This is a genomic window from Gillisella taibaishanensis, from assembly GCF_001938985.1.
GTDB classification, from domain to species: Bacteria; Pseudomonadota; Alphaproteobacteria; order Rhizobiales; family Rhizobiaceae; genus Allorhizobium; species Allorhizobium taibaishanense.
This window is the reverse complement of sequence record NZ_MKIN01000020.1, coordinates 344,696-369,805: the sequence shown is the minus strand read 5'-3', so window position 1 is coordinate 369,805 and position 25,110 is coordinate 344,696. Positions and strand designations below refer to the sequence as shown.

General features: G+C 58.8%; 24 protein-coding genes and 1 tRNA gene. 17 read left to right on the top strand and 8 right to left on the bottom strand.

The window, feature by feature from the left end; genetic code table 11:
* Positions 1-47 precede the first annotated feature (47 nt).
* Positions 48-926, top strand: coding sequence for an LOG family protein (locus BJF91_RS06940; protein WP_075613843.1), 879 nt, complete (start codon positions 48-50; stop codon positions 924-926).
* A gap of 175 nt (positions 927-1,101) precedes the next feature.
* On the opposite strand, the gene BJF91_RS06935 is transcribed toward BJF91_RS06940, so the two are convergent.
* Complete coding sequence (locus tag BJF91_RS06935) at positions 1,102-2,337, bottom strand: flagellar hook protein FlgE (RefSeq protein ID WP_075613742.1); 1,236 nt, start codon at positions 2,335-2,337, stop codon at positions 1,102-1,104.
* A gap of 277 nt (positions 2,338-2,614) precedes the next feature.
* Positions 2,615-4,147: a globin-coupled sensor protein gene (locus BJF91_RS06930; RefSeq protein WP_075613741.1), complete on the bottom strand. Its 1,533-nt coding sequence runs from the start codon at positions 4,145-4,147 to the stop codon at positions 2,615-2,617.
* Between the two features lie 324 nt (positions 4,148-4,471).
* Between BJF91_RS06930 and BJF91_RS06925 the strand changes: the two genes are divergently transcribed.
* Positions 4,472-5,659 (top strand): DNA recombination protein RmuC, encoded by a 1,188-nt coding sequence (locus tag BJF91_RS06925; protein WP_139310624.1) that lies wholly within the window; start codon positions 4,472-4,474, stop codon positions 5,657-5,659.
* Positions 5,660-5,831: 172 nt separating this feature from the next.
* The gene (locus tag BJF91_RS06920; protein WP_075613739.1) at positions 5,832-6,731 is read left to right on the top strand and encodes a ribokinase; all 900 of its coding nucleotides are present in this window, start codon (positions 5,832-5,834) and stop codon (positions 6,729-6,731) included.
* A 271-nt stretch (positions 6,732-7,002) separates the two neighbouring features.
* On the opposite strand, the gene argB is transcribed toward BJF91_RS06920, so the two are convergent.
* Positions 7,003-7,890: an acetylglutamate kinase gene (gene argB, locus BJF91_RS06915; RefSeq protein WP_075613738.1), complete on the bottom strand. Its 888-nt coding sequence runs from the start codon at positions 7,888-7,890 to the stop codon at positions 7,003-7,005.
* On the opposite strand from argB, the gene BJF91_RS24980 reads away from it, so the two are divergent.
* The 4 genes from BJF91_RS24980 to BJF91_RS06900 all read left to right on the top strand — a co-directional run bounded on the left by BJF91_RS24980 (position 7,889) and on the right by BJF91_RS06900 (position 10,092).
* Positions 7,889-8,041 (top strand): hypothetical protein, encoded by a 153-nt coding sequence (locus BJF91_RS24980; protein WP_162843842.1) that lies wholly within the window; start codon positions 7,889-7,891, stop codon positions 8,039-8,041. The genes argB and BJF91_RS24980 overlap by 2 nt on opposite strands.
* Positions 8,038-8,574, top strand: a complete 537-nt coding sequence (locus BJF91_RS06910) for a sigma-70 family RNA polymerase sigma factor (protein WP_075613737.1) — start codon at positions 8,038-8,040, stop codon at positions 8,572-8,574. The genes BJF91_RS24980 and BJF91_RS06910 overlap by 4 nt, the downstream gene beginning before the upstream one ends.
* Positions 8,571-9,293, top strand: coding sequence for an anti-sigma factor (locus BJF91_RS06905; RefSeq protein WP_075613736.1), 723 nt, complete (start codon positions 8,571-8,573; stop codon positions 9,291-9,293). The genes BJF91_RS06910 and BJF91_RS06905 overlap by 4 nt, the downstream gene beginning before the upstream one ends.
* Positions 9,294-9,534: 241 nt before the next feature.
* Positions 9,535-10,092, top strand: coding sequence for a fasciclin domain-containing protein (locus tag BJF91_RS06900; RefSeq protein WP_075613735.1), 558 nt, complete (start codon positions 9,535-9,537; stop codon positions 10,090-10,092).
* A gap of 61 nt (positions 10,093-10,153) precedes the next feature.
* Here BJF91_RS06900 and yihA read toward each other — a convergent pair whose 3' ends face one another.
* From yihA to BJF91_RS24735, 5 genes are all read right to left on the bottom strand, one after another.
* The gene (gene yihA, locus BJF91_RS06895) at positions 10,154-10,852 is read right to left on the bottom strand and encodes a ribosome biogenesis GTP-binding protein YihA/YsxC (RefSeq protein ID WP_075613734.1); all 699 of its coding nucleotides are present in this window, start codon (positions 10,850-10,852) and stop codon (positions 10,154-10,156) included.
* A 178-nt stretch (positions 10,853-11,030) separates the two neighbouring features.
* Positions 11,031-12,809, bottom strand: a complete 1,779-nt coding sequence (yidC, locus tag BJF91_RS06890) for a membrane protein insertase YidC (protein WP_075613733.1) — start codon at positions 12,807-12,809, stop codon at positions 11,031-11,033.
* Positions 12,809-13,198 (bottom strand): ribonuclease P protein component, encoded by a 390-nt coding sequence (gene rnpA / locus BJF91_RS06885; RefSeq protein ID WP_075613732.1) that lies wholly within the window; start codon positions 13,196-13,198, stop codon positions 12,809-12,811. Before rnpA ends, yidC begins: the two co-directional genes overlap by 1 nt.
* Before the next feature lie 32 nt (positions 13,199-13,230).
* Entirely contained in the window at positions 13,231-13,365 is a 135-nt protein-coding gene (gene rpmH, locus BJF91_RS06880; RefSeq protein ID WP_075613731.1) for a 50S ribosomal protein L34, read from the bottom strand.
* A gap of 140 nt (positions 13,366-13,505) precedes the next feature.
* Entirely contained in the window at positions 13,506-13,715 is a 210-nt protein-coding gene (locus tag BJF91_RS24735; protein WP_139310605.1) for a hypothetical protein, read from the bottom strand.
* Between the two features lie 139 nt (positions 13,716-13,854).
* On the opposite strand from BJF91_RS24735, the gene BJF91_RS06875 reads away from it, so the two are divergent.
* The 10 genes from BJF91_RS06875 (at position 13,855) to BJF91_RS06830 (ending at position 25,087) form a co-directional block, all read left to right on the top strand.
* The gene (locus BJF91_RS06875) at positions 13,855-15,297 is read left to right on the top strand and encodes a sensor histidine kinase (RefSeq protein WP_139310603.1); all 1,443 of its coding nucleotides are present in this window, start codon (positions 13,855-13,857) and stop codon (positions 15,295-15,297) included.
* Between the two features lie 128 nt (positions 15,298-15,425).
* Positions 15,426-15,502: transfer RNA gene (locus BJF91_RS06870), tRNA-Arg, on the top strand.
* Between the two features lie 267 nt (positions 15,503-15,769).
* Positions 15,770-16,156, top strand: coding sequence for a hypothetical protein (locus BJF91_RS06865; protein ID WP_139310602.1), 387 nt, complete (start codon positions 15,770-15,772; stop codon positions 16,154-16,156).
* Positions 16,157-16,473: 317 nt separating this feature from the next.
* Positions 16,474-17,964 (top strand): acetyl-CoA hydrolase/transferase family protein, encoded by a 1,491-nt coding sequence (locus tag BJF91_RS06860; protein ID WP_075613728.1) that lies wholly within the window; start codon positions 16,474-16,476, stop codon positions 17,962-17,964.
* A 161-nt stretch (positions 17,965-18,125) separates the two neighbouring features.
* On the top strand, positions 18,126-19,346 hold the full coding sequence (locus tag BJF91_RS06855; RefSeq protein ID WP_075613727.1) for an alpha/beta hydrolase: 1,221 nt from the start codon (positions 18,126-18,128) through the stop codon (positions 19,344-19,346).
* A gap of 121 nt (positions 19,347-19,467) precedes the next feature.
* Positions 19,468-20,511 carry a proline racemase family protein gene (locus BJF91_RS06850; protein WP_075613726.1) on the top strand — a complete coding sequence of 348 codons (1,044 nt, stop codon included), beginning with the start codon at positions 19,468-19,470 and terminating at the stop codon, positions 20,509-20,511.
* Between the two features lie 177 nt (positions 20,512-20,688).
* On the top strand, positions 20,689-21,417 hold the full coding sequence (locus BJF91_RS06845; RefSeq protein WP_075613725.1) for a Crp/Fnr family transcriptional regulator: 729 nt from the start codon (positions 20,689-20,691) through the stop codon (positions 21,415-21,417).
* A gap of 492 nt (positions 21,418-21,909) precedes the next feature.
* Entirely contained in the window at positions 21,910-22,293 is a 384-nt protein-coding gene (locus BJF91_RS06840) for a response regulator (protein WP_075613842.1), read from the top strand.
* A 95-nt stretch (positions 22,294-22,388) separates the two neighbouring features.
* Complete coding sequence (locus tag BJF91_RS06835) at positions 22,389-22,817, top strand: molybdopterin-dependent oxidoreductase (RefSeq protein ID WP_234801562.1); 429 nt, start codon at positions 22,389-22,391, stop codon at positions 22,815-22,817.
* Complete coding sequence (locus tag BJF91_RS06830) at positions 22,817-25,087, top strand: ATP-binding protein (RefSeq protein ID WP_075613724.1); 2,271 nt, start codon at positions 22,817-22,819, stop codon at positions 25,085-25,087. The genes BJF91_RS06835 and BJF91_RS06830 overlap by 1 nt, the downstream gene beginning before the upstream one ends.
* The last annotated feature ends 23 nt before the right edge of the window (positions 25,088-25,110 follow it).

Here is a 25,110-nt window from a genome sequence, read left to right as displayed (position 1 = left end):
TGAGGAAACAGTCGGGTGCCAGAACCGAGATGACGAAAGGCAGCAAGATGGCGAAGATGCGCAATGGCAGGCGGCGGAAGAGCGACGGCAGCTGGGCACCGCTGAAGGACAATCAATCGGACCGCCAGAGCGCCCGCGTCGTGCCTGCGACACCGCAAACCCTGTCGCCCTCCTACCGGCTGGCCTATGCGGATGACGATTTCCTCTGCCGCGAGGAATTGCGCCCGGTGCGCCTGCAGCTGGAGCTGCTCAAGCCCGAAATGGTGCTGGCAGAACGCGGCATCAAATCCACCGTCGTGATGTTCGGTGGCGCGCGGATTCCCGCCCCCGGCCAGGCGGCCTGGGCGGCGCGCAACGACGTGCAGAAGCGCAATCTGGAAGCGGCTTCGGTCTTTTATGAGGAGGCGCGCGCCTTCGCCCGCCAGTGCAGCGAATATGCCGCTCGCTTCGATTATCAGGAATATGTCGTCGTCACCGGCGGCGGCCCTGGCGTCATGGAGGCCGGCAATCGCGGCGCCGCCGATGTCGGTGCGCCATCCATCGGGCTGAACATCGTGCTCCCGCACGAACAGGCGCCCAATGCCTTCGTCACGCCTGACCTGTCCTTCAACTTTCACTATTTCGCGATCCGCAAGATGCATTTCCTGATGCGCGCCAAGGCGATCGTGGTGTTTCCCGGCGGCTTTGGCACGCTGGACGAAATGTTCGAAGCCGTGACGCTGATCCAGACCAAGCGCATGGCGCCGATCCCGCTCATATTGTTTGGCCGGGAATTCTGGCATCGGATCATCGATTTCGACAGCCTCGCCGAATTCGGCACCATTGCGCCTGATGACGTCAAATTGCTGAGTTTTGTCGAAACAGCCGCCGAAGCCTGGGACATCGTTCGGCGGCACTATGAGATCGAGGCCGTCGAACCGGCCTGATACACTCTTGCTGAAACAAAGGGCAGCAAAGCCTGCCGTGCGGGCACACGGCAGGCTTTGCTGGGCGTCACCACCGAAATGGGCGGCGGCGACGAAAGCGTGAGTGTTGGACAGGGAATGGGACCTTCCAACGCTCGCGCAATTAGAGTGGACCGGCCACCGACCGGTCCATGCTTTAGCGAACCATATTGATGACGGTGTCGAGCATGTCGGCTGCGGTCTGGAAGACCTTGGAATTGGCGCTATAAGCGCGCTGGGACGCTATCATGTCTGACAATTCCGAGGCCAGATCAACGTTGGAGCTTTCCAGCGTGCTGGACTGGATAGTGCCGAAGCTGCCGGTGCCGGCAAAACCAACGACGACGGTGCCGGAATCGGCATCGACGCGGTAGGCCGTGCCGCCGACTTCTTCCATGTTGTCTGGGCTTGCTACCGTAGCAAGGGCGATCTTGTACATATTTGTCGTTGTGCCATCAGAGGAAACGGTGCTGATCACGCCATCGGAGCCGATCGTGTAATCTGAGGAACTGCTGGCCGCGCTGCCATTGACCGAGCCACTCATGGTGTTGCTGGTCGCGGTCTGGGTGATGGCGGAGAGGTCGAGCGCAACCGTCTGACCGGTGGTGGCATCTGTGAAAGTCACCGCACTCTCGCTGCCATCCGCAAGCGAGCCATCGCTGTCGAAGCTTAGCGTGGTCGACCCTAGTTCCCCATTTGTATAGGGGAAACTGCTGGTGTCGTTGTCGGTGCTTGCTTCGTCATTCCGGTAGACCGACACCTGCCACTCGTTGTCGGCAGTCTTGGTATAATAGAGGTCGTACTGGGTCGCAGACCCCTGGGCGTCATAGGCGACGACCGACGACTTGAATGTATAGGTGGAATCGGTCGCGTTAGACGACGGTGTGTCGCCCGTGACGATGTCGGAAGCCGAATCAAGATTACCCGTTAGCGTGCCTTTGGTTGTTGCAGAGGCCGTGACCGTATCGGTCGAAACCTTCACAGGCTCCAGCCCGTCGAAACCATTGATAACGGAGGCCGGCTCGCCATTGTCGTAGGAATAGCCCATCAGAGTATAACCGGACGAGTTGACCAGATAGCCGCTCTCGTCGACTGAAAAATCGCCCTGGCGGGTGAGGAAAATGTTGCCGCTATCGTCCTGCACGACGAAATAGCCGTCGCCGCTGATTGCCAGATCCGTTTCCGAAGATGTCGATGCCAGATCGCCGGATTGCGTCACCGATTGCGTGTTCGTCGCGGACGTGCCGCCGTTGACCAAGCTCGAGAATGCCGTTGTCGTCGCTTTATAGCCCGTCGTGCTGGAGTTGGAAATATTGTCGCCAATCGAGGAGAGCTTCGTGGCCTGTGCTGTCAGGCCCGAAACCGATGAATTCATTGCGGATGCAAGGGACATTACAACAGTCTTTCCTCATAATTGTTTTCTTATAAAACTGATGTACTTAAAAACTTGTGCGAGCCTTGCGACTGCATAAACCAATTGATTTCATTGATAAATATAGAACTCCACTCCCTCGACGGGCAGAAGATCTGCAATAACCGGGAGATGGGCAGATGATATTGCCGGTACACAGCGACACATCTTCCAAAACAGGAAGTTCCAAACAGCAAAGCGCCAGACCGGTTTCCGGTCTGGCGCTGTCAAAGATGTCACTGGCTTTTGTCCGCGTCCGTCAGCTGGCGCGACGCATGCTCGTCGCCTGATCGTCCTGGCGACGGCCAAGGTTTTCACCGCCCGACCGTTCCAGATCCCGCGTCTTGAAGCCCCGCAAGGAGGAGACCAACCGCTCAACCTCCTCGCGCAAGGTCGATGTCTGGGCCGAGGTCTCCTCGACCATGGCTGCATTCTGCTGGGTTATGCTGTCCATGCTGCCGATGGCGGCGCTGACTTCTTTCAGGCTGCCGGACTGGTCGGAGGCCGCGGCGGCAATCTTGCTGACAATGGTATTGATCTCGTCAATACGAGCAATGATGCTGTTCAAGGCATCGCCGGCGCTGTTGACCAGCCCGACACCCGACTGCACTTGGCTGGAACTCTGCGAAATCAGGCCCTTGATCTCTTTGGCTGCATTGGCGCATCGCTGTGCAAGTTCGCGCACTTCCTGGGCAACGACGGCAAATCCGCGCCCCGCCTCCCCGGCTCTTGCTGCCTCGACCCCGGCGTTCAAGGCCAGAAGATTGGTCTGGAAAGCGATCTCATCGATGACGCCGATGATCTTGGAAATCGCCTCGGAGGATTTCTCAATGGCTCCCATGGCGCTGACGGCCTTGGTGACGACATCACCAGAAGTGCGAGCCTCTTCAAGCGTGACTTGCACGACCTGCGACGCCTTCTGCGCGCCATCGGCTGCCCCGGAAACGCTGCCGGTCAATTCATGCAGTGCGGCGGTGCTTTCTTCAAGACCGGCGGCCTGCTGCTCTGTGCGATGGGCAAGATTGTTAGTCGCTTCGGCAATCGATGCGGAGGAGCGGAAGATCTCTTCACCCGCAGCCCGCACGGTGGTCAATGTCCCGGCCAGGCTCTTGATAGAACTGTTGTAATCCTGAGTGATTTTCTGGAAATTGGCTGGCATGGTCGATGGCAGGGTGTGCTCCAGATCGCCTGTCGCCAACCTTGCAAGCGCATCAGATAGAGCCGCCAACGCTTGCGCCTGCTCGTCCTCAGCCTTCTTCCGAGCAATTTCTGCCTGGTTGCGCTGATCCTCAAGGATGTCGAGATAGATAGAGATCGAATAATCCATATCCAGCAACGCGGCCTTGACGACGACGCCGATTTCATCCGCCAGCTTGTCCGATCCGCCCCTGCCGAACCTGCTCGGCCAGCGCTCACGTACCACGGCAGCGACAAGTTCGTTCAGCAGCACGGCATAGCCACCGATATACCAACGCGGCTCCAGGCCGATCCGGGCATGGGCTCGCCCAACCGACTGCACACCTTCGACATAGGTTTCGTCATACTTGGCGGTGCCGACCACGCCCCAATGCTCCTGCTGGCGGCGTTTGGCACCGGCCATGTGCTCGTCGCTGCGGAAGAACCGCGCGGTCTCCGGAAACATCCGCAATCGTTTGTAAAACGAGTCGAGGGCAGCGCTCATGTTGTCACGGATCGTCGGTCCGAGGTCCTTCAAGACTTTCCGCGCCCGCTCATCAAGACCGATAAAGTCCAGTCGCTTCGAAAGCGCCTGTTTTTCTTCGGATGAAATCATGTCCCGTCCTTCCCACTTTACCGTCGTCATCAATTAACCGGCATGCCGCCTGAATTGAAAAATAGCCGATCATCGAGTTCTGCTGATGCTTTGCCACTCGTTTCGGCAAGAACTGAAACAATGCCGGATACAAGTATAAGGCGAAGACTGGTAAATTTTAGGTTTATTTAATATAAAACGCGCCGCGATATTACTTGGCTCTCATTCACGGGTGATTTCAAAATGTTCTTGTTTTGATCTATTTTTTTCAAAACGATCTGCTAGGGTAATGGTATGATCCAGACGCTCCAGTTGTTTTCAAATCCCGCTTTTTCCGTGGACGGCATGTCTGTCAGCTTCGGCGCACTTGGCGCCAGCCTTGCAGCAATGGCACTGTTATTTGTGTCGCTCAGGCTTTGGGCGAAGTTGCGTATCCGACAGGAATTCGATCTTGCCGCGGAAGTGGCTGCCGAGCGACAGGCGACGGAAGACCGGCGCCTTGAGGCCTTGATGCAGGCACAGGCGGAAATGCAGGGGCGGCTGGCGACCATGGCCGAATTGTTCGGCTCGCGGCAATCGGAATTCAACCGCAGTATCAATGAGCGGCTGGATGGGATGACCCATCGGCTCGGCACGACGATCAGCGAGCAGACCAAATCAACCCATCACAATCTGCGCATCCTGCAGGAGCGCTTGGCCGTGATCGACGCGGCGCAGAACAATATCCAGTCGCTGGCCAAGGATGTTGTCGGGCTGCAGGCAATCCTGTCCAACAAGCAGACACGTGGCGCCTTCGGCCAGGCGCGGATGGAGACCATTATCGCCGATGGCCTGCCAATGGGCGCCTATGCCTTCCAGGATACGCTTTCGAATGGATCGCGGCCGGATTGCACCATCCGCATGCCGAACGGCCAGCCGCCGCTGGTGATCGATGCCAAGTTTCCTCTGGAGGCTTGGAACGCCATTCGCGATGCGACCACGCCGGAGCAGAAGAAGGCAGCTGGTCAACAGTTTCGCCGCGACATGGAGGTGCACCTCAAGGACATCTCTGAAAAATACCTGATGCATGGCGAGACGCAGGATACGGCCTTTCTTTTCGTGCCGTCCGAATCGATCTTTGCTGAAATCCACGAGAATTTCGAAGGTATCGTCCAGCGCGCCCACAAGCTGCGGGTGGTGATCGTTTCACCATCGCTGCTGATGTTGTCGATCCAGGTGATTCAAGCCGTGCTGAAGGACCAGCGGATGCGCGAACAGGCTCATCTAATCCAGGGCGAAGTCGTGCATCTAATGGAAGACCTGACGCGGCTCGACGACCGGACCCGCAAGCTCCAGAGCCATTTCCTGGCTGCCCAGAAGGATGTCGAGATGATCCTCACCTCGGCCGACAAGCTGAACCGTCGCGGCGCCAAAATCGAGGCGATGGATTTCGAAGGTCCGCAGGAGCCAGCGCCCAAATCGGAAACCGCGGCGGACCCGTCTGCCGAGAGCCGTACCGGCTTGCTCAAGCTGCGGCTTGTTGACGAAGACTGATCCCTGCCGCAAAACAGAGCCCGAATCGGTCGGTCCATTTCGCTTGGGCCGACGTGAGAGCATCGGCCGAAAAGTGGGAACCGGTTTTCGGGTAAGCTCGATGCGAAAACGAAAATTCGAAACATCGGACCGATACGAATTTCGGAACGATGCTCTTTCAGGAGTGCGCCCCATGATCACCGTTTTCGGCTCCATCAACATGGACCTTATCGCCAATACCGTCCGGCTGCCGAAGCCGGGCGAAACCGTTGCCGGTACCGGCTTTGCCACGGCCGCCGGCGGCAAGGGCGCCAACCAGGCGCTCGCCGCCCGTCGCGCCGGTGCTGAGGTAAAAATGGCCGGCGCTGTCGGCAAGGACGAGTTCGCCGCCCCTGCCCTCGCGCTGCTGGATGAAAGTGGTGCCAATCTCGAAGGCGTAAAAAAGGTACCCGGGCCGACCGGAACGGCGCTGATCCTGGTTGGCGGCGACGGCGAGAACATGATTGCCGTCGTACCCGGCGCCAATGGTACTCTCAGCAGCGCCGACGCCAGCGCTGCGATTAAGACCATGACCCGGGCCGACAGCCTGGTGCTGCAGTTGGAAATCCCGGCGGCCGCCGTCGAAACTGCGTTGCATGAGGCCAAGGCCGCAGGCGTCCGCACCATCCTCAATCTTGCCCCGCTCACCGAAGACGCCGCACGGCTTGGCCGGATGGCAGATATCGTCATCGCCAACGAAACCGAATTCGAGCTTCTGGCCGGCGAGAGCAATATGGGGCCAGCGGAGCGCGAAGCCGCGCTTCTGCGTCTGCATGGCGAAACCGGCCAGATCCTGATCGTCACGCTTGGCGCCGAAGGTGTGATCGCCATTCGCGACGGCCAGATTGAAAAAGCCAAGGGCCTGACCATCGAGCCAGTCGATACCGTCGGCGCCGGCGACACCTTCTGTGGCTATCTCGCCGCCAGCCTCGATGCAGGCGTCGCCTTTGACCAGGCCTTGCACCGCGCCGCCGTCGCCGGATCGCTCGCTTGCCTCAAGGCCGGCGCGCAGCCAGCCATTCCGCTCGCCGAAGCGGTGGATAGCCGGCTTTAAGCGAAAGGAAGCTTGGCGCAACGAACAGGGTCAAAAAGACCGGCTGGGTTGCGCTCGCATTCCTGTCCTGTCACCTCTTCGCCGTCTACACCTTTCTGCTGATTGCGGATTTCGGTGGACAATGGCGGGTATCCTGATGGTCTGGCCTGTCCTTTATCCCTGTCGTTGGCAGGGGGACCTTCAAACTGTTCCTGCGGACCTGAAACGCAAACGGACCAGACGCCTCCTGGCCTCTGGTCCGCTCATGCGATGATATAGCTGATGCGACGGATCAGGGAACGATCAGCGTACCGGCACCATGTTCGGTGAAGATCTCCAGCAGCACCGAATGGGCGGTCTTGCCATTGAGGATGACGACACCGTGAACGCCGGCATTGATGGCGTCGATGCACGTCTCGACCTTCGGGATCATGCCACCCGAAATCGTGCCGTCCTTGATCAGCGCACGCGCCTGGGCGACCGACAGCTCCTTGAACAATTCGCCGTTCTTGTCGAGTACACCGGGCACATCGGTGAGGAACAGCAGCCGATCGGCCCTGAGCGCACCGGCAATGGCGCCCGCAAAGGTATCGGCATTGATATTGTAGGTATGGCCGTCGCGGCCGGGCGCAACCGGGGCAATGACCGGGATCATCTCGGACTTCGCAAGTAAATCCAGCAGGGTACGATCGACTTCGACGACTTCGCCGACGAAGCCCAGGTCCAGCACCCGTTCGATGTGGGAATCAGGATCCACAAAGGTCTTGTTGGCTTTTTCGGCAAAGACCATATTGCCGTCCTTGCCACAAAGCCCGATCGCCCATTCGCCGGTCTGATTGATCAGGGCGACGATTTCCTTATTGATCGAGCCGGCCAGGACCATCTCGACGATCTCGACGGTCTTCTGGTCGGTGACACGCAGGCCGCCTTCGAATTTCGATTCGATCCCCATCTTGGTCAGCATTGCGCCGATCTGCGGCCCGCCGCCGTGAACGACGATCGGATTGACACCAGACTGCTTCAACAGCGCGACGTCAGCCGCGAAAGCCTTGCCCAGCTCGGCATTGCCCATGGCATGCCCGCCATATTTCACGACAATGGTTTTGTTTTCGTAGCGCTGCATGAAGGGCAGCGCCTGCGCGAGAAGGCGTGCCTGAGTCTGGCTTTCGGAGGCGCTCATGGAAGATCCCTTCGGTTGGTTCGGGGCCTTTTACCCTAAGAATTCGGCGGATGGAATAATCCAGATCGTCTTGCTGATCGAAATGATCATTGGCCCATCGCCTGGCGATGGGCGGGCACCAGATCAGAAGCGCGAAGTGGATGAGGAATGACCGACGAGATCGCAACCCTCCTGGGAAAGATCGCCCTGAAGGAGCGCCGCGCCCTTTCAGAGCTCTACCGGCTGACCAGCCCGAAACTTTTTGGCATTTGCCTGCGTCTGTTGAAGGACAGAGGCGAAGCGGAAGATGCGATGCAGGAAGTATACGTCAAGATATGGCAGCGATCGCAGAGTTTCGCCGCAACCGGCCACAGCGCCATGGCCTGGCTCGCCACCATCGCCCGCTACCACTGTATCGACCGGATGCGCAGCCGGGCACCTGCTGCCATCGAACTGGAGGAGGCCTGGCATATCGCCGACAGCGCTCCCGACCCAGAACAAAGCGCCACGTTGCGCAGTGAAGGAAAGCGGATTGACAGCTGCATGGAAGCGTTGGAAGCTGATCGTGCCGCCGCCGTGCGGCAAGCCTATGTGGAGGGGCTTAGTTACCGGGAGTTGGCGGATCAGTTCGATGTACCGTTAAACACGATGAGGACATGGCTGCGTCGCAGCCTTTTGGCATTGAGAGAGTGCTTGGGAAGATGACGACACCGGATCAGAGCAAGGGGGACCGTTCCAGGGACGAGGTTCTGGCGGGGGAATATGTGCTCGGCGTACTGTCTGCAGAGGGGCGGATGGAGGTCGAGGCTCGCTTGAGACGCGACAGGCCGTTTGCGGCCATCGTGCAGCGCTGGGAAGAGAATCTATCGAATTTCAACGACGACTATGGCGTGGACCTGCCACGCCCTGAAAATTTCCAGATGCTCGAGGCGCGGCTGTTCAACGGCCGCAGCGCGGGCCAAAGCGGCCCGATGACCCGTCTCTGGCATTCCGTCGCCCTCTGGCGCGGCCTGGCGCTGACCAGCATGATTGCCGTGGCCAGCCTCATCGGTGTCGAGCTTGGCATGTGGGAAGACCGCTATGGCGTGCGACCGCTTCTGGCGGACCTGCAGACCCATAATGCCGATCTCTCGTTGGTCGCCAGCTACGACCGCCAGAGCGGACGCCTTCGTGTGACACCCGTCGCTTCACGCACCGATGGTCAGAAGTCGCTGGAATTGTGGATGGTCGAAGGCAATAAGCCGCCACGCTCGCTTGGCGTCCTGCCGCAATCGGGAGAAGGCGAGGTGCTCGTGCCCGATACCATGCGACCACGTCTCAAGGATGGCGTCACGCTGGCCGTCAGCATCGAGCCTTTTGGCGGTTCGCCAACCGGGGTGGCAAGTGGTCCGGTCATCGCGTCGGGCGTGACGCACATTCCATAAATTAGCCTTCTTTAACAAAGGCCTACGTGGCGATATCATTTCTTTTCGCCGTTTCTGAAACTCTTTTCCCTGACCTTCCGTCCTTGTCAGTGTCATCGCAGTTCAGCGGTGACACTGCCGCCTTCTGTTTCATCAGAGCGGCACGGAATCAACCCGCTGCGCATGGCCGCCAAACGGACAGGCCATTGCCAGCCAAGCCCAGCATGACTGGGCATATTAACCGGGAAGAGGACCTAGACCCATGACCAAGACCACCCTTCGCCTGCTGGCCGCCGCATCGATCATCGCCGCCGGCAGCGCCGTGGCCTTCGCCAAGAACCCTATGGTCGGCGGCGCCGCCATGTACGAGAACAAGAACATCGTCGAAAATGCCGTCAATTCCAAGGATCATACCACTCTGGTTGCTGCCGTGAAGGCTGCCGGCCTGGTGGAGACCCTTGAAGGCAAGGGTCCGTTCACGGTCTTCGCGCCCACCAACGAAGCCTTCGAAAAGCTGCCAAAGGGCACGGTCGAAACGTTGCTGAAGCCGGAAAACAAAGAAAAGCTGACGAAGATCCTGACCTGCCACGTGGTGGCCGCCGATGCGATGTCGACCGCGATCGAAAAGATGATCAAGGACGATGGCGGCGAACATGACGTGAAGACGGTCGGCGGCTGCGTGCTGAAGGCCAAGGAATCCAAGGGCAAAATCACCCTCACCGACGAAAATGGCGGCGTTGCTCACGTAACCATCGCCGACGTTAAGCAGTCGAACGGCGTCATTCACGTCATCGACAAGGTTCTGCTGCCGAAGATGTAATCCCCACCACCCTCAACTTCGGCAGTGCCCGGCGATGGAGTGCCCCCATCGCCGGGCTTTTTCACGTGTAGCGGCGGCCGTCAGGGGGCGAGATATTGTGTTCGGCCGAAACGCCGACCGTCTCGCAAATCGCGGCACGCAAATCGTCCAGGCCCTTGCCCTTTTCGGATGAGGTCGACAGGACGAAAGGATAGGCGGCAGGGCGCTTCTTGATCTTCGCAAGTGTCTCCTCGATCAAGCGCGGAACGCCGGCTTCCTTGATCTTGTCCGTCTTGGTCAGCACGATCTGGTAGGACATCGCCGCCTTGTCGAGCAGGCCAAGCACATCCTCATCGTTCTTCTTGATGCCATGGCGGCTGTCGATCAGCACATAGACGCGCTTCAGCGTGGCGCGTCCGCGCAGATAATCGAAAACCAGCTTGGTCCAGGCATCGACCTGTTCCTTCGGCGCCTGCGCATAGCCATAGCCAGGCATGTCGACGAGCGCCATCGGCGGAAGGTCCGCACCTTCACCGCTGTAACCATCGGGCACGAAATAGTTCAGTTCCTGGGTGCGGCCAGGCGTATTGGAGGTGCGCGCCAGGCCCTTCTGACCAACCAGCGCATTGATCAGCGAGGACTTGCCGACATTGGAGCGCCCGGCAAAGGCTATCTCCAGGGGCCCTTCCGGCGGCAGGAATTTCATCGCCGGCACGCCCCGGATAAAAATCCATGGGCTGCCGAACAGCGGCTGGTCGCTCGACGCCTGTGTTGCGGTCATCGCATTGTCTCCTGAAGCAAAGCACCAACCTGATGGATGACGGTGCCACTGCATAATTTTCCACTCCAATCGCCACGGATTAAAGGGGAAAATTATGCGTCGAATTTAAACTATGACACCATCATGCGCCTTTGACGCATGATGGTGTAGGGCAGAAGCGTAGTGTGGGTTCGCCTGACTATTCCGCCTTAGCGGATTTTCGCCGGAAAAGCCCCTTGAGATTGTCGAACAGCTCAATCTTCACGCCGTGGCGCTTCATGATGATCGACTGCTGTACCACAGACAAGGTGTTGTTCCAGGCCCAGTAGATCACCAGACCAGCCGGGAAAGAACCGAGCATGAAGGTGAAGACCAGCGGCATCCAGTTGAACAGCATGGCCTGGGTCGGATCCGGAGGCGTCGGGTTCATGCGCATCTGCACAAACATGGTGATGCCCATGATGATCGGCCAGACGCCGAGATGCACGATGGCAGGTGCCTCGAACGGCAGCAGGCCGAACAGATTGACGAAGCTGGTCGGGTCGGGAGCGGAGAGATCGCGGATCCAGCCAAAGAACGGCGCATGGCGCATTTCGATGGTGATGTAGATTACCTTATAGAGCGAGAAGAACACGGGGATCTGGAACAGCAGCGGCCAGCAGCCGGCCACCGGATTGATCTTCTCGGTCTTGTACAGCTCCATCGTTGCCTGCTGCAGGGCCATGCGGTCGTCGCCATGCTTGGCCTTCAGTTCTTCCATCTTCGGCTGGACGCGCTTCATATTGGCCATCGAGGCATATTGCTTGCTGGCCAGCGGGAAGAACAGTGCCTTGACGACGATGGTCGTCAGCAGGATCGCCACACCAAAATTGCCGACCTGACGGAAGAAGAAGTCCATCAGCTTGAACATCGGCTTGGTGAGGAAGTAGAACCAGCCCCAATCGATCATCCGGTCGAAACCGGGGATGGAATAGGAGGTCTCGTAGCTGTCGATGACAGGCACTTCCTTGGCACCGGCAAACAGCAGGGTCTTCATCGTCTGCGACTGACCGGGCGCGACCGTTACCGCGTCATTCTTGTAGTCGGCCTGAAAACGAGCCTGGCCGTCGGTGAAATGCGAGAAGCGCGAATCGTAAGCCAGCGTCTGCGGCGGCACCAGGGCAGCGGCCCAGTACTTGTCGGTAATGCCGAGCCAGCCGCCGGTTGCCTTGGCGTTGGTCTCATTACCCTTTTCGATCGAGGCGTATTTGGCTTCGGTCAGGCTATTGCCAGTGCCGATCACGCCGAGGAAGCCTTCGTGCAGAACATAGGTCGAGGCGACAGCCGGCTTGTTGTAGCGGGTTATGCGGCCATAAGGCGCAACGCTTGCCTCGGCGCTGCCGCCATTGCTCACCGTGTCTTCGATGGTGAACATGTAATGCTTGTCCACCGAGATCTTGCGGCTGAAAGTGAGACCGGCATCATTGGTATAGGTGAGCGTGACCGGTGTCGTTTCTGTCAGCACCTGGCCGTCCTTGACGGTCCAGACGGTCGAGGGGCCGGGAACGCTGCCCGACTTTTCCGAGCCGATGAAACCGACTTCGGCAAAGTAACCGTCCTTGGTATCGGCCGGGTTGAGCAGGGTGATGATCGGGCTCGTCTTGTCGACGGTCTCGTGGTAGCCCTTCAACCGGAGATCGTCGAGGCGGCCGCCGGTCAGGTTGATCGAACCGGCAAGTGCCTCGGTGTTGATCTCGACGCGTGCCGTCTTGGCAACGGCTTCTTCACGGCTTTCCGTAGCGTTTGCCTGAGTCTGGCCGGGCAGCGCGCCATTGACGGCCGCGCCCTCTGCCGGCTTGGCAGCCGGATTTTTCGCCTGCTGGGCCAGTTCGGCCTGGCGCTGCGCTTCGATCCGCGGATTCATGTAGAAGAACTGCCAGCCCAGGACGACCATCACCGACAGTGCAATCGCGATGAGATAATTGCGGTTGTTTTGCATCATACTTTCCTGGACCGGGCCGCATCGGGACGCCGAACATTGGATTTTTCTAGAATGCGACGCTGCAGAACGGCCTGAAGCTCCGCGAAGGGGGCGGCCAGCACGTCACGTCGCGCCACGATCACATAGTCATGTCCGGGCTGCATTGCAAAGCCTGCTGCGGTGCGCACCGCTTCTTTCAACCGGCGGCGCATGCGATTGCGCGCGACGGCATTGCCGTGTTTCTTGGTAACGGTGAAACCAACGCGAGGCGGCGTATCGGGTTCGCCCCGATCCAGAACTTCCAGCAGGACATAGCGCCCCTTGCGCTGTTCGCCGGCACGAACGGCAAGAAACTGCGGGCGGCTTTTCAGCCGCCCGACAGTTTTGGATGTCTTCGGTGACGTCATAAGCCCGGCGCTTTCATCGGGCCGATCCGGTCTTAAGCCGAAAGGCTTGCGCGACCGCGAGCGCGGCGTGCATTGAGGACCTTGCGGCCACCCTTGGTTGCCATGCGAGCACGGAAGCCGTGACGGCGAGCGCGAACGAGCTTGGACGGTTGGTAGGTACGCTTCATTTATTTTAATACCGCGGTGTGCGGCCCTTCTTAGGTTTGCAACGAATTGCAAGAGCGTTGGGAATAAGCATGCAGTACGGGCCCGCAGAACGGGAAACCTGTGCAAGCCGCGCGGCTTATACGGAGGATAAGGCACAGAGTCAATCTTGCCGCCTCGAAACCACTCCCCAAAATTCGCGCAAACGAAGGATTACAAGCGTTTTCAGGTCGATATAGAGACCGACGAATACTGGCGATACCGCTATAAAATCTTTGCTGCGCCGCATTTTGCCAAACACGGCGATCATGATATGGTGCGGCGCGCATAAAACTGCTTCTTGAATTGCGTCGTAGTCTTCAATGGAACCCAAGCCAAGTGGAAATCCAGGGAGAAGCGATCAAATGGTTCGCGAAGCGGTGGCGCTATGGAATATCCGACCCAAAAAACGAGGCGAGTGGATGGGGATGCGAAGGGCACAGGACGCAAAGAGGCCCCCGGCCGTCGCGGCCATGCCCAGCCGGCTGCGTGGTCTCTCGGGTAAGCTTCTGGTCCTGACGGTGATTTTTGTGCTGGCGGCACAGGTCCTGATCTTCGCGCCCTCTATCGCCACCATGCGGCTGAACTGGCTGAAAAACCACATTAACAAGGCGGCAGCCGCCGCCGTGGTCATCGACGGGCTGCAGCCGCCGGAATTGCCGAAGGAAGTCCAGGCCGATACGCTGCTCGCCACCGGCACCAAGGCGATCGCTTTGCGCAAGGACGGAACCTCACGCCTGCTGGCCATGGCCGACATGCCGCAGGAAGTCGATGGGCAATACGATATATCCGATGTCGATACGCTGACAGCGATCAAGGACGCGCTGGACACGCTACTCTTTGGCGGCAACCGACTGATCAGCGTTTCCGGTCCGATCGGCGAAACCTCGATGCAGGTCGAGGTGGTGATGTCAGACGCCATGTTGCATCGCGGCCTGCTGGCCTTTGCGACACGCATTGCCTTCGTCTCGCTGTTTATTTCGGTCATAACAGGCCTGTTGCTGTTCGTGGCGCTGAACCGGATGCTGATCAACCCGATTCGCCGGCTGAGTCGCAACATCCAGGCCTTTGCAAGCGATCCTGAAAATCCCGAGCGGATTATGGAGACGGTCAGCGGGCGTGATGAGCTCGCCTTTGTCGCCCGCCATCTGGCGCAGATGCAAGAGGACCTGCAAAAGACACTGCGCCAACAGAAGAGCCTGGCGGATCTGGGCTTGGCCGTGTCCAAGATCAATCATGACATGCGCAATATCCTCGCCTCAGCGCAGCTGATGTCCGACCGGCTCGTGGACGTCGAGGATCCGATGGTGAAGAGCTTTGCGCCCAAGCTCGTGCGCACCATCGACCGGGCGGTCGGCTATACCAGCGAGGTGCTTGCCTATGGGCAGGCCTCGGAAGCGGAACCGCGCCGACGGCTATTTCCTCTCGTAACGCTCAGTCAGGACGTGCAGGACATTCTCGCCCTCGACAAGGGCATCGACTTCATCGATCAGATCTCTGCCGAAATCGAAATTGACGCCGACAGTGAACAGTTGTTTCGGGTGATCCACAATCTCTGCCGCAATGCCGCCCAGGCCCTGTCTGCCGCCCTGCCCGACATGACGACCGCTACACCGCGCATTACCCTTTCGGCCCACCGGATCGGCAGCGTGGTCGCCATAACTGTCGACGACAATGGCCCTGGTCTGCCGCGCAAGGCACGTGAGAACCTGTTTACACCGTTCAGAGGTTCTACAAGATCCGGCGGCACCGGGCTTGGGTTGGCCATTGCCCGTGAAATCGTTCTCGCGCATGGCGGCACCATTGCGCTGATGGAAAAACCCTCTCCCGGAACCCAGTTCCGGATCGAGATTCCCGATCGCCCCGTGGCGCTTGATGCGTTCCGGCGCCGGACCGGGGCAAAGCTCGAGCCTTAAATGCCATTGCCATCATGCATTTAGCGGCAAACTGAAAATCGACCTGATTTTTTTGATCGATTCTGCTTGCATTCAAACTCGTCTCGTTTTAGAGGATCGGCACGCCAACGGAAACACCGACGGCAGACGCACCCGTAGCTCAGCTGGATAGAGCACCAGACTACGAATCTGGGGGTCAGGAGTTCGAATCTCTTCGGGTGCGCCATTCCTCTTCCTTTTAAAATCAGTCATCATTTCAATCGAAGCGTTGCTACAATTGCTTCGTGCGCCTGATTTTCCAGCGATTTTCCTGGTCGTTAAAATTTTAACTATTGATTTAGCCGAATGCATACCGGGCTTTGTTAATATCCCGCTTGATACCGTGTGAGGCTCAAGCATGATTGTCCCGACAAATTCGTCAAATACTCCGCTTCCCGCATCCAAAGACGATACATTCTCCGCCCTGTCGGAGGGGGGGATATCGCTTGAGGGATTGAGTCTTGCTCAAAAGGAGACTTTCAATCTCGCGCGTGACGCCAGGCACGGTGACAATGTGCTCGACAAGGTGCTTTTAAACGTCGTTCAGCCGCCGGCACTGGTGTTGTTCACGCTGCTCGACACCGGCCGCATGTCGCCAGAAGTGCCCTTGCCCCACGCTCAGAATGCCTATGACACGATCGCGGACACTCGGGACACAGGCGCAGCAGATGGTCTGACGGGCAGTCCATCTGACCCCGGCAGCAAGTCCGTCAAACCTGTTTCAGGATTTGCGCAACACGATGGCGCGGTTGCCGCTGGCCATACAGCGGCGGCTGATGTGGCAACCTCTACTTCTGCGACCCAATCCTCCTCCGGTGCGGCCCCCGCCCCCACAGCCTGAGCGCGTTGACAGGCATCATAGCCTGAGTGATCACCCGGAAACCGATTTCCTCCCGCATCTTTTGGTAACCGCCTGCCTTTCCCGGTTCGCGCGGCGCACAATTTTCTTGACTTGAGTTATGTCAATGCTGCGCCGGCGGTGATCGCGTTTTATCGCGTCAGGTCCTCCCGGGATCGACGTGTGCGCGTATTTTTGAAAATAATATAATTCTCACAAATAGTTGCCGTCTCACGCACGTTCGGGATCAGGATAGAACCGTTAGACCGAACTGACAGATCCGCCGCTTTGCGGCGCCAGTCGACAGGAGATGGATTAAGATGTTGCGGGATCGTATTCGCCACAGACCCTTGATGGACAAACTGGTGACCGCCGATGAGGCCGCCGCGATGATAGAAGACGGAATGGTGATCGGCATGAGCGGCTTTACCCGCGCGGGAGAGGCCAAGGCCGTGCCGCTGGCGCTCGCCGAGCGCGCGCGCAAGCACCCCCTGAAGATTACCCTGATGACCGGCGCCTCGCTCGGCAACGATCTAGACAAGACGCTGGTTGATGCCCATGTCGTGGCGCGGCGCATGCCGTTCCAGTCTGACCCGGCGCTGCGCAAGGCGATCAATGCCGGTGAGGTGATGTTCATCGACCAGCATCTGTCGGAAACGGTCGAGCAATTGCGTACGGGCCAGATCGCGCCTGTCGACATCGCCATCATAGAGGCCGTGGCAATTACCGAGCATGGCGGCATCGTGCCGACCACATCCGTTGGTAATTCCGCCAGTTTTGCCATTCTGGCCAAGAAAGTAATTATCGAGCTGAACCTGTCGCAACCGACGACGCTGGAAGGCCTGCACGATATCTACATCCCCTCGAAGCGCCCGGCGCGGATGCCGATCCCGGTCGTCACCCCCGAAAGCCGGGTGGGCCTGCCCTACATCCCGATCCCACCAGAAAAGATTGCCGCCATCGTCGTTTCGGAAAAGCACGACAGTTCGGCCACCATCCAGCCGCCTGACAACGATACCAGGGCGATCGCAGGCCATCTGATCGAATTGCTGCTGGAAGAAGTGCGCCAGGGCCGGATGGGCCACGACCTCCTGCCCCTGCAGGCGGGGATCGGCACCATCGCCAACGCCGTGCTGCATGGCTTTATCGATACGCCGTTTCATGATCTGAAAATGTATTCGGAAGTGTTGCAGGACTCTACTTTTGAGCTGATCGATGCCGGCAAGATGAGCTTTGCCTCCGCATCATCGATCACGCTCTCGGCGGAGATGTACCAGAAAGTCCTGCCGAAATTGGCGGAATACAAGCACCACCTCGTGCTGCGGCCGCAGGAAATCAGCAATCATCCCGAGGTGATCCGCCGGCTCGGCCTGATCTGCATCAACACCGCGCTGGAATTCGACATCTACGGCAATGTGAATTCCACCCATGTCGGCGGGACCCAGATGATGAACGGCATCGGTGGCTCGGGCGATTTCGCCCGCAATGCCTATCTCTCGATCTTCGTCACCAAATCCATTGCCAAGAACGGGGCAATTTCCTCCGTGGTGCCGATGGTCAGCCATGTCGACCATACCGAACACGATGTCGACATTGTCGTGACCGAACAGGGGCTTGCCGACCTGCGCGGCCTGGCACCCCGGGAAAGGGCGCGATTGATCATCGACAGATGCGTGCATCCTAACTACCGCGAAGCGCTTGACGACTATTACCAGCGGGCAGTCAGCCGCGGCGGGCATACGCCGCATATTCTGGAGGAAGCCCTCTCTTGGCATCAGGCGCTGCGCGAGAAGGGCAGCATGCGCGGTTAAAATTGCGCTGGTCTTCGGCGGGTGATGACGGTAAACCGGTCTCGACACCTGTTCCGGTCTGCATGATGCGGACCTTGGGCGGACAAGTACCGGACCCGAGAATGACCAGATCGCATGCCGTACCGCCGTTCTCGACATGTGCTGTGACAAAAACGCTCGCAATGCTTATGCTCGGCCTGTTTCTGGCTGGTTGTGCCTCAAGGGCGGTCGGCGTGATGAAGCCGTTTGGCCCGGTCGCAGCGCCCCATGTCAGCGAAGTCAGCCTGCTGGCGGCCACCACCCGCGCGCCGGCGACCGACAAATCGATCCTGTTCAGCGGCGAGCGCGGCACCGGCTTGATGGTCGATGCAGTCACCATTTCGATTCCACCCGATGCCAGCCGTAAGGTCGGTGAAGTGCAGTGGCCAAAGCGCCTGCCGCCGGATCCGCGCAAGGACTTTACCACCGTTTCCGTCGAGCCTATCCAGAACGACCAGCAGCGCCGGGCCTGGCTCAATACCCATGAACGCGGCAAGCGCCGCGTGCTGCTGTTCGTGCACGGCTTCAACAATACCTATGAGGATTCGGTCTATCGCTTCGCGCAGATCGTGCATGATTCGCGCACGGATGTGGTGCCGATCGTCTTCACCTGGCCGTCGCGCGCCAGCATCTTCGACTATAACTACGACAAGGAAAGCACCAATTATTCCCGCGACGCGCTGGAGGACATGCTGACCCGCATGACCAGCGATCCGCAGGTGGCTGACGTGACCATCATGGCCCATTCGATGGGCTCCTGGCTCGCGGTGGAAGCCTTGCGGCAGATGGCGATCCGCCACGGCAGCGTCAATCCAAAGATCAAGAACGTCATTCTGGCCTCGCCGGACCTGGATGTCGACGTCTTCGGCAAGCAGTTCCAGGCGCTTGGCAAAAAGCCGCCGCATTTCACGCTCTTCGTGTCGCGCGACGACCGAGCGCTCAGCATCTCCAGGCGTATTTCCGGCAATGTCGACCGACTCGGGCAGATCAATCCAACCGACGAGCCCTATCGCAGTGCGCTTGAGAAGGCGGGTATCACTGTTCTCGACCTCACCAAGCTGAAGACCGGCGACAAGCTGAATCACGGCAAGTTTGCCGAAAGCCCTGAAGTGGTGCGGCTGATCGGTGATCGGCTGATTGCCGGGCAGACCGTGACCGATTCGCAGGTCGGTGTCGGCGAAGCCATCGGTGCCGTTACGATTGGGGCCACCAACACGATCGGCCAGGCGGCGACGACAGCCATCAGCGCCCCGATCCTTATCTTCGACCCGCGCACACGGCGCAATTACGGCGACCAGTTGAAGCGGCTCGGGCAAAGCGCTGGCTCCACCGTGACCTCGGTGGGAGACACCGTGGCACAGTGATGCCTGCCGGATGATTACCACTTCGAATTGATTGGGATTTGCGAATTTATCCGGTACATCAGCCTTATCCAATAAAGCCGATGGGATCGGTAAACATACGAGCCGAACAGGGAGAGCCGCGATGCGATGGAAGCGGATGATGCAATTGCTCGACGTTCACTGCGAGGGCGAGATCGGCAAGGTCGCCATCGGCGGCGTTCCGACCATTCCTGGGCAGACCGTGGCCGACCAACTGCATTGGCTGAACACCGATCCGAAGGGCAAGGAACTCAGGCATTTCCTGGTTCTGGAGCCGCGCGGCGCGCCGATCGGTTCAGTCAATCTGCTGCTGCCGCCTAAGAACGCTGAAGCCGATGCGGCCTTCGTCATTCTCCAGCCTGACCAGGCGCATGCCAGTTCCGGCTCCAATTCGATCTGCGTAACGACGGCCCTGCTTGAAAGCGGCATGATCGAGATGCAGGAGCCGGAAACGGTCGTCATGCTGGATACCGCGGCTGGTCTGGTCAAGGCGGTCGCTGCCTGCAAGGACGGCCATTGCGACAGCGTGACGCTGACCATGGTCCCGTCCTTCGTGCATGAACTGGATGCGCATATCGAGACCGAAGCCTGGGGCAAGATCGGCTTCGACCTTGCCTATGGCGGCGTCTTCTACGCGCTGGTCGACGTGCGGCAACTGGGCCTGACCATTGAACCCGGCAATGCCCGGCGGCTGGTGGAAGCCGGCATGCTGCTGAAAAGCGAGATCAACCGTCGCCACACCATCGTCCATCCCGAGATCCCGGCGATTTCGGGGCTGGCCTATGTGATGTTCCGCGATGAAGACCCCGACGGCGCGGTGCGCACCTGCACCACCATGTGGCCGGGCCGGGTCGACCGCTCGCCGTGTGGCACCGGCAATTCCGCCAATCTCGCTACGCTTTATGCGCGCGGCCGCGTCAAGCCCGGCGATCGCTTCCTGTCGCGGTCGATCATCGGCTCCCAGTTCATGGTCGGGTTGCATGATGTTACGGAAATCGCCGGACGGCCGGCCGTCATCCCGGAAATAACCGGACGCGGCTTCACCTATGGCATCCACCAGGTTGCACTCGATGCCTTTGATCCGCTGTCGCGCGGGTTCGTGCTGACGGATGTCTGGGGGGCTGCAGCCGAATCGATCGAGATCTGAGGCTTTACGCCAGGCTGAAAGGCAAATGGCATCGTCACACCAGTTTTCGCCCAGAAATAGCGAATACCTGTCGAAATACAGGGTTGAACCGCTTCTCAGCTGCCCCTTATTACAGAGGGAGGGGCAGTTTTTGCATCTCGACATGAGATGAGGCGACGGCCTTGTCGAAGGGATGCGATGACAGACAGGATCACGCCAGAGACAAATGACACTGACATCGAGGCAAAGCTCGGCCAGGCGGAGATCTTTGCCGGCTTAACACCTGATGAAGACCGGGCGTGGTCGAAACAATGCACGATCGCCAAATATGCCGCCGGGGCTGTTCTTGGTGATTACGGAAAATGCCCAGAAACAGTCTTCATCGTGCAGTCGGGTCACCTTCGGGCAACAATGCGGGTTGGCTCCGGCAAGGAATTATTTCTCGACACCGCTGGCCCCGGCGCCACAGCCGCCGAAATCGTGGCTATTCATCCTTGGAATTATGATGTCTGCCTGATGGCAACGACAGATTCGGTTGTCGTGTTGATGCCGATCCCGGTTTTCCAGCGCCTTATCGCCGAAAACCACCATGTCTGTACCGCCCTGCTCTCAGTCCTTACCAAGCGGCTGCAGGTCCTTCACGCCCGCCTTTGCGAACTTTCCTATCTGGACGTCCGGCACCGGCTTTACACAACGCTTTTGCGACTGTCAGAGCCTCTGTGTCCGGATAAGCCGCGAGAACGATGGATCGCGCCACCGGTGATCCACTCGGCGCTTGCCGAACATATCGGCGCTCGCCGGGAAACCGTATCGCGGGAAATGTCGCGCCTGACCCAGGATGGCGTGATTGAGCGCGATCGGAAGGCGATTCTCATTCGCCAGCCGCATGAGTTGCTGCGCCGCCTGTCGCAGATCACCGGAGATTGAGGCATTCGTGGCATCGGCTCTGCCCGAAGAGGCCATTGCAAATCGTTGAAATGGAAAGGCTCGTGTCCCACAGCCTATCCAAATTTCCTCGCCGTCCCCGGAATGCCCTAAAACAAGAAAACCTAAAGTTTTAGACGATTGCTTCAGCTAGTTTCAGTACACCGCTGGTAGAAAGAACGCCTGAGCTGAGGTTCCGAGCGACAAGATGATCCTGCATGAAGCAGGCTGCTCCTCAAAAGACCCAGCATGCAATCCTGACACAACGGTTCTTGAAGCCGCCGACCATGTCCAGCGACCTGTAATATGCAAGGGCTGCCTCGGGGGGTCGAGAACTCGACTTCGGGAAGACTTAAGGCGGGAGAATGTCGCGATCGGAGCGAGAACAGGAACCGATGGCGAGATCAGTCCGATGCAAGACCTAGAGACGACAATACTGTGCCGATCGCACGTTTCTGGCTGGAAAGCGTCGGACAGCCCGCAGTGGAGGAAGTCATGAGCATTTTGATTGTTGAAGACAATGCAACCAACGCGATGATCCTGAAGCATCTGGCGCGCAAGGTAGCCGATGACGAAATCACCGTGGAGCCCGATGCGAACGAGGCTCTCGTCCTTTGTCACAACACTCTTTTCGATCTCCTGATCGTCGACCAAATCCTGCCGGGGATGAGCGGCCTCCAGTTTGTCAGGATGCTTCGCCAGCTTGGGCGCTATGACAAAGTGCCTATCATCATGGTCACGGCCGATAGCGAACCGGGCCTGCGCCAGGCTGCGCGCGATATCGGTATCACCGACTTCCTGACGAAACCGGTCGAGGCCCTGGCCTTCCGGCAGCTGATCGCAAACTATCGCGGCCGCAGCGCTGCTACCGCAAATTGAGGATCGAGATGCCGATGATCCGATATGCTGCTTCGCTTTTCGTTAGCCTCTGGATGGCATGTGTGGTGCTGGTGCCTGATGCCAGGGCACTAGACATGCCGAAGGGACCCGTTGTCCTGATCATCGAAGGCGAGCTTTCCCATTCAAACAGCGGCAAAAAGGCGGTGTTCGATCTTTCAATGCTGGAAATGCTGTCCGGGCGAAAGGTGACACTGGAAACGCCCTGGACCAAAGGTCCCACCACGTATTCAGGTCCGTATCTGCGTGCTGTATTGGCTGCGGCCGGTGCAAAAGCCGGTGCGGTGACCATTCGGGCTTTAAACGACTATTCCGCCGTCATTCCGGCCGAGGATGTCGCCAATCTAGACATCATTCTGGCGACGCGCACAGACGGCAAGGCCATGCAGGTGCGTGACAAGGGGCCACTCATGGTGATCTATCCCTTCGACAAGGATAGTGCGCTTTACACCGAGACCTATTTCGCCCGCTCCGTCTGGCAGATCAAATCGATCGAGGCCCAGTGATGCTGACCAGCCCGGTCATGGCCGACAAGCGCCAGTCGCAGCCGAAGACGACGATGATCCTGCTGATCCTGTCGGGGGTGCTGCTGCTGACCTTTCTGCTGTTGTTCAAAGATGTCTCAGACCGCTTTCGTCTGCTGTTCAACGACATCAGGGAAAACGCCGTCTGGTCGATGTATCAGTTGGACCGCGAGGCCCGCACGCTGGATTATGTCCTGGCGGAAGCGCGGCGCGACGACCGTGTAGGCGAAGAAACGACCGCGCAGCAGATCACCATGCGCTACGACATTCTTTATTCCCGCGTTGAAGTCGTAAAGGATTCGAAGTTCGGGACCTATTTCAACGAGGACAAGACGGTCGCAGACCACCTCAAAAAAATCGAGGGAATCGTTTCGGAGATCGGTCCTTTCTTCGATGCGCTCAAGAGTGGACGAGTACCAGGTGAGGCTGAAGTCGAGGCGGTAGACGACGAACTTGCCAAGCTTTCGACGCAGACCAATGACTTGTTGATCTACACCAACGCCTATGTCGGAACCGAGCGTGCGACGATCCGCAACGCGATGTTCGAGCTGGAAAAGACCTCGACCATCATGCTCGGCCTGCTGATGGCGTCCGTCACCTTTCTCGTCGTGACGCTACGCCGCCAGTTGAAGTCGGTGAGCGAGACAAGCCGGCGCCTGGAAGCGATGACCCGGGAACTGTCGGATGCCTATGAGGCCGCCGATTCCGGCAACCGAGCAAAATCGCAGTTTATGGCGACCATGGGCCATGAGATCCGTACGCCATTGAACGCCATTCTCGGCATGGCGGAATTGCTGGAATATTCCCAGTTGCCAACCGACGCGCTGCAAAGCGTCAAGACCATCCGCTCGTCGGGTGAAGCGCTGCTGGAAGTGATCAACGAAATCCTCGATTACTCCAAGATCGAGCACGGCAAACTGGAGCTCGAAGAGCGCGCCGTCGACATTTCAAGCCTTGCCGAAAGCACGATCAGCATCATGCGCGGCCGCGCCGACGACCAGAGCAACCAGCTTCTCCTCGATATTCCGCTGTCGCTCGACGCGCTATATGTACGCACCGATCCGACCCGGCTGCGCCAGGTACTGCTCAACCTGCTCAGCAATGCCATCAAATTCACCCAGAACGGCGTCGTTACGCTAAGATTGCGGGAATTCTATCGCGGTAGCGCCCTGATGCTACGGTTCGAAATCGAAGATACCGGCATCGGCATTGACGAGGCCGGGCTCGCCAAGCTGTTCAAGCCATTTTCCCAGGTAGATGCCAGCATCAGCCGTAAATACGGCGGTACAGGCCTTGGGCTGACGATCTGCAAGCAGATTGTCGAAAAGCTAGGCGGCGAACTGGGCATGAGCAGCACGGTCGGCGTCGGCAGTATTTTCTGGTTCGAACTACCCGTCATCGCCGCAGGCAAGGACGACGTTCGCCAGAATTCCAGACACCGTTCCATGGACCTGCCACGACTGAAGATCTTGCTTGTCGAGGACAACAGGGTCAACCAACAGGTCGCCAGTCGCTTCCTCTCCAAGCTTGGTCAGGACGTGGTGGTGGCCGGCGATGGCGCGGAGGCGGTCCAACAAACCGAAAGCGATGTTTTCGACTTGATCCTGATGGACATGCAAATGCCGGTCATGGATGGCATCGAGGCCACCCGCCATATCATTGAACGCGGTGGGGCCTCCGCGCTGACCCCGATCGTCGCCATGACCGCCAATGCCTCGGACGACGACCGCCGCCAATGCCGCGCCGCCGGCATGGTCGGCTTCGAATCGAAGCCGGTAACCATGGACCGCTTGCGTGACCTCATTCTCAGCTTTGCACCAGCGGAACGGACCATCGTAGCCGAACCAGCAGAAAGCGAAGCGCCGGTAGAGGCCATGCCGCATCGCACTGCCATCGCCGATCATTCAACGCTGACGCTGCAACAGCATCTCGATGAACTCAACGCGCTGGACGAAGCACGCCATGACGAACTGGTCGAAGCACTGGGCGAAGACATCTATCAGGAACTGATAGCGTCCTTCTTTGACGACGCCAGCCAATTGCTCGGCGATTTGCATCGGGCGATGGGCGAGAGCAATGCCCGGGAGATCGACCGCGTGCTGCACACGATCAAGGGAGCCGCCGTCAATGTGGGGCTGAACGATATTGCCGGCTTTGCCCACGCGCTTCGGGCACAACAACCAACACCTGATGCCGTGGCGCGGCTGTCGCAGCAGGTTCAATCCATGAAGCTGAGACTGGTGGGAAGTTGAAGCCGGTGTTTTTGACAAGGTGC

Coding starts and splice junctions, on each gene's coding strand:
- BJF91_RS06930 (WP_075613741.1), bottom strand. CDS start 4,147: ATGATTTCATCCGAAGAAAAACAGGCGCTTTCGAAGCGACTGGACTTT.
- BJF91_RS06920 (WP_075613739.1), top strand. CDS start 5,832: ATGATCACCGTTTTCGGCTCCATCAACATGGACCTTATCGCCAATACC.
- argB (WP_075613738.1), bottom strand. CDS start 7,890: ATGAGCGCCTCCGAAAGCCAGACTCAGGCACGCCTTCTCGCGCAGGCG.
- BJF91_RS06905 (WP_075613736.1), top strand. CDS start 8,571: ATGACGACACCGGATCAGAGCAAGGGGGACCGTTCCAGGGACGAGGTT.
- yidC (WP_075613733.1), bottom strand. CDS start 12,809: ATGCAAAACAACCGCAATTATCTCATCGCGATTGCACTGTCGGTGATG.
- BJF91_RS06875 (WP_139310603.1), top strand. CDS start 13,855: ATGCCCAGCCGGCTGCGTGGTCTCTCGGGTAAGCTTCTGGTCCTGACG.
- rpmH (WP_075613731.1), bottom strand. CDS start 13,365: ATGAAGCGTACCTACCAACCGTCCAAGCTCGTTCGCGCTCGCCGTCAC.
- BJF91_RS06830 (WP_075613724.1), top strand. CDS start 22,817: ATGCTGACCAGCCCGGTCATGGCCGACAAGCGCCAGTCGCAGCCGAAG.
- BJF91_RS06935 (WP_075613742.1), bottom strand. CDS start 2,337: ATGTCCCTTGCATCCGCAATGAATTCATCGGTTTCGGGCCTGACAGCA.
- BJF91_RS06910 (WP_075613737.1), top strand. CDS start 8,038: ATGACCGACGAGATCGCAACCCTCCTGGGAAAGATCGCCCTGAAGGAG.
- yihA (WP_075613734.1), bottom strand. CDS start 10,852: ATGACCGCAACACAGGCGTCGAGCGACCAGCCGCTGTTCGGCAGCCCA.
- BJF91_RS06845 (WP_075613725.1), top strand. CDS start 20,689: ATGACAGACAGGATCACGCCAGAGACAAATGACACTGACATCGAGGCA.
- BJF91_RS24980 (WP_162843842.1), top strand. CDS start 7,889: ATGGAAGATCCCTTCGGTTGGTTCGGGGCCTTTTACCCTAAGAATTCG.
- BJF91_RS06860 (WP_075613728.1), top strand. CDS start 16,474: ATGTTGCGGGATCGTATTCGCCACAGACCCTTGATGGACAAACTGGTG.
- BJF91_RS06925 (WP_139310624.1), top strand. CDS start 4,472: ATGTCTGTCAGCTTCGGCGCACTTGGCGCCAGCCTTGCAGCAATGGCA.
- BJF91_RS06940 (WP_075613843.1), top strand. CDS start 48: ATGGCGAAGATGCGCAATGGCAGGCGGCGGAAGAGCGACGGCAGCTGG.
- rnpA (WP_075613732.1), bottom strand. CDS start 13,198: ATGACGTCACCGAAGACATCCAAAACTGTCGGGCGGCTGAAAAGCCGC.
- BJF91_RS06855 (WP_075613727.1), top strand. CDS start 18,126: ATGCTTATGCTCGGCCTGTTTCTGGCTGGTTGTGCCTCAAGGGCGGTC.
- BJF91_RS06840 (WP_075613842.1), top strand. CDS start 21,910: ATGAGCATTTTGATTGTTGAAGACAATGCAACCAACGCGATGATCCTG.
- BJF91_RS06835 (WP_234801562.1), top strand. CDS start 22,389: ATGCCGAAGGGACCCGTTGTCCTGATCATCGAAGGCGAGCTTTCCCAT.
- BJF91_RS06850 (WP_075613726.1), top strand. CDS start 19,468: ATGCGATGGAAGCGGATGATGCAATTGCTCGACGTTCACTGCGAGGGC.
- BJF91_RS06900 (WP_075613735.1), top strand. CDS start 9,535: ATGACCAAGACCACCCTTCGCCTGCTGGCCGCCGCATCGATCATCGCC.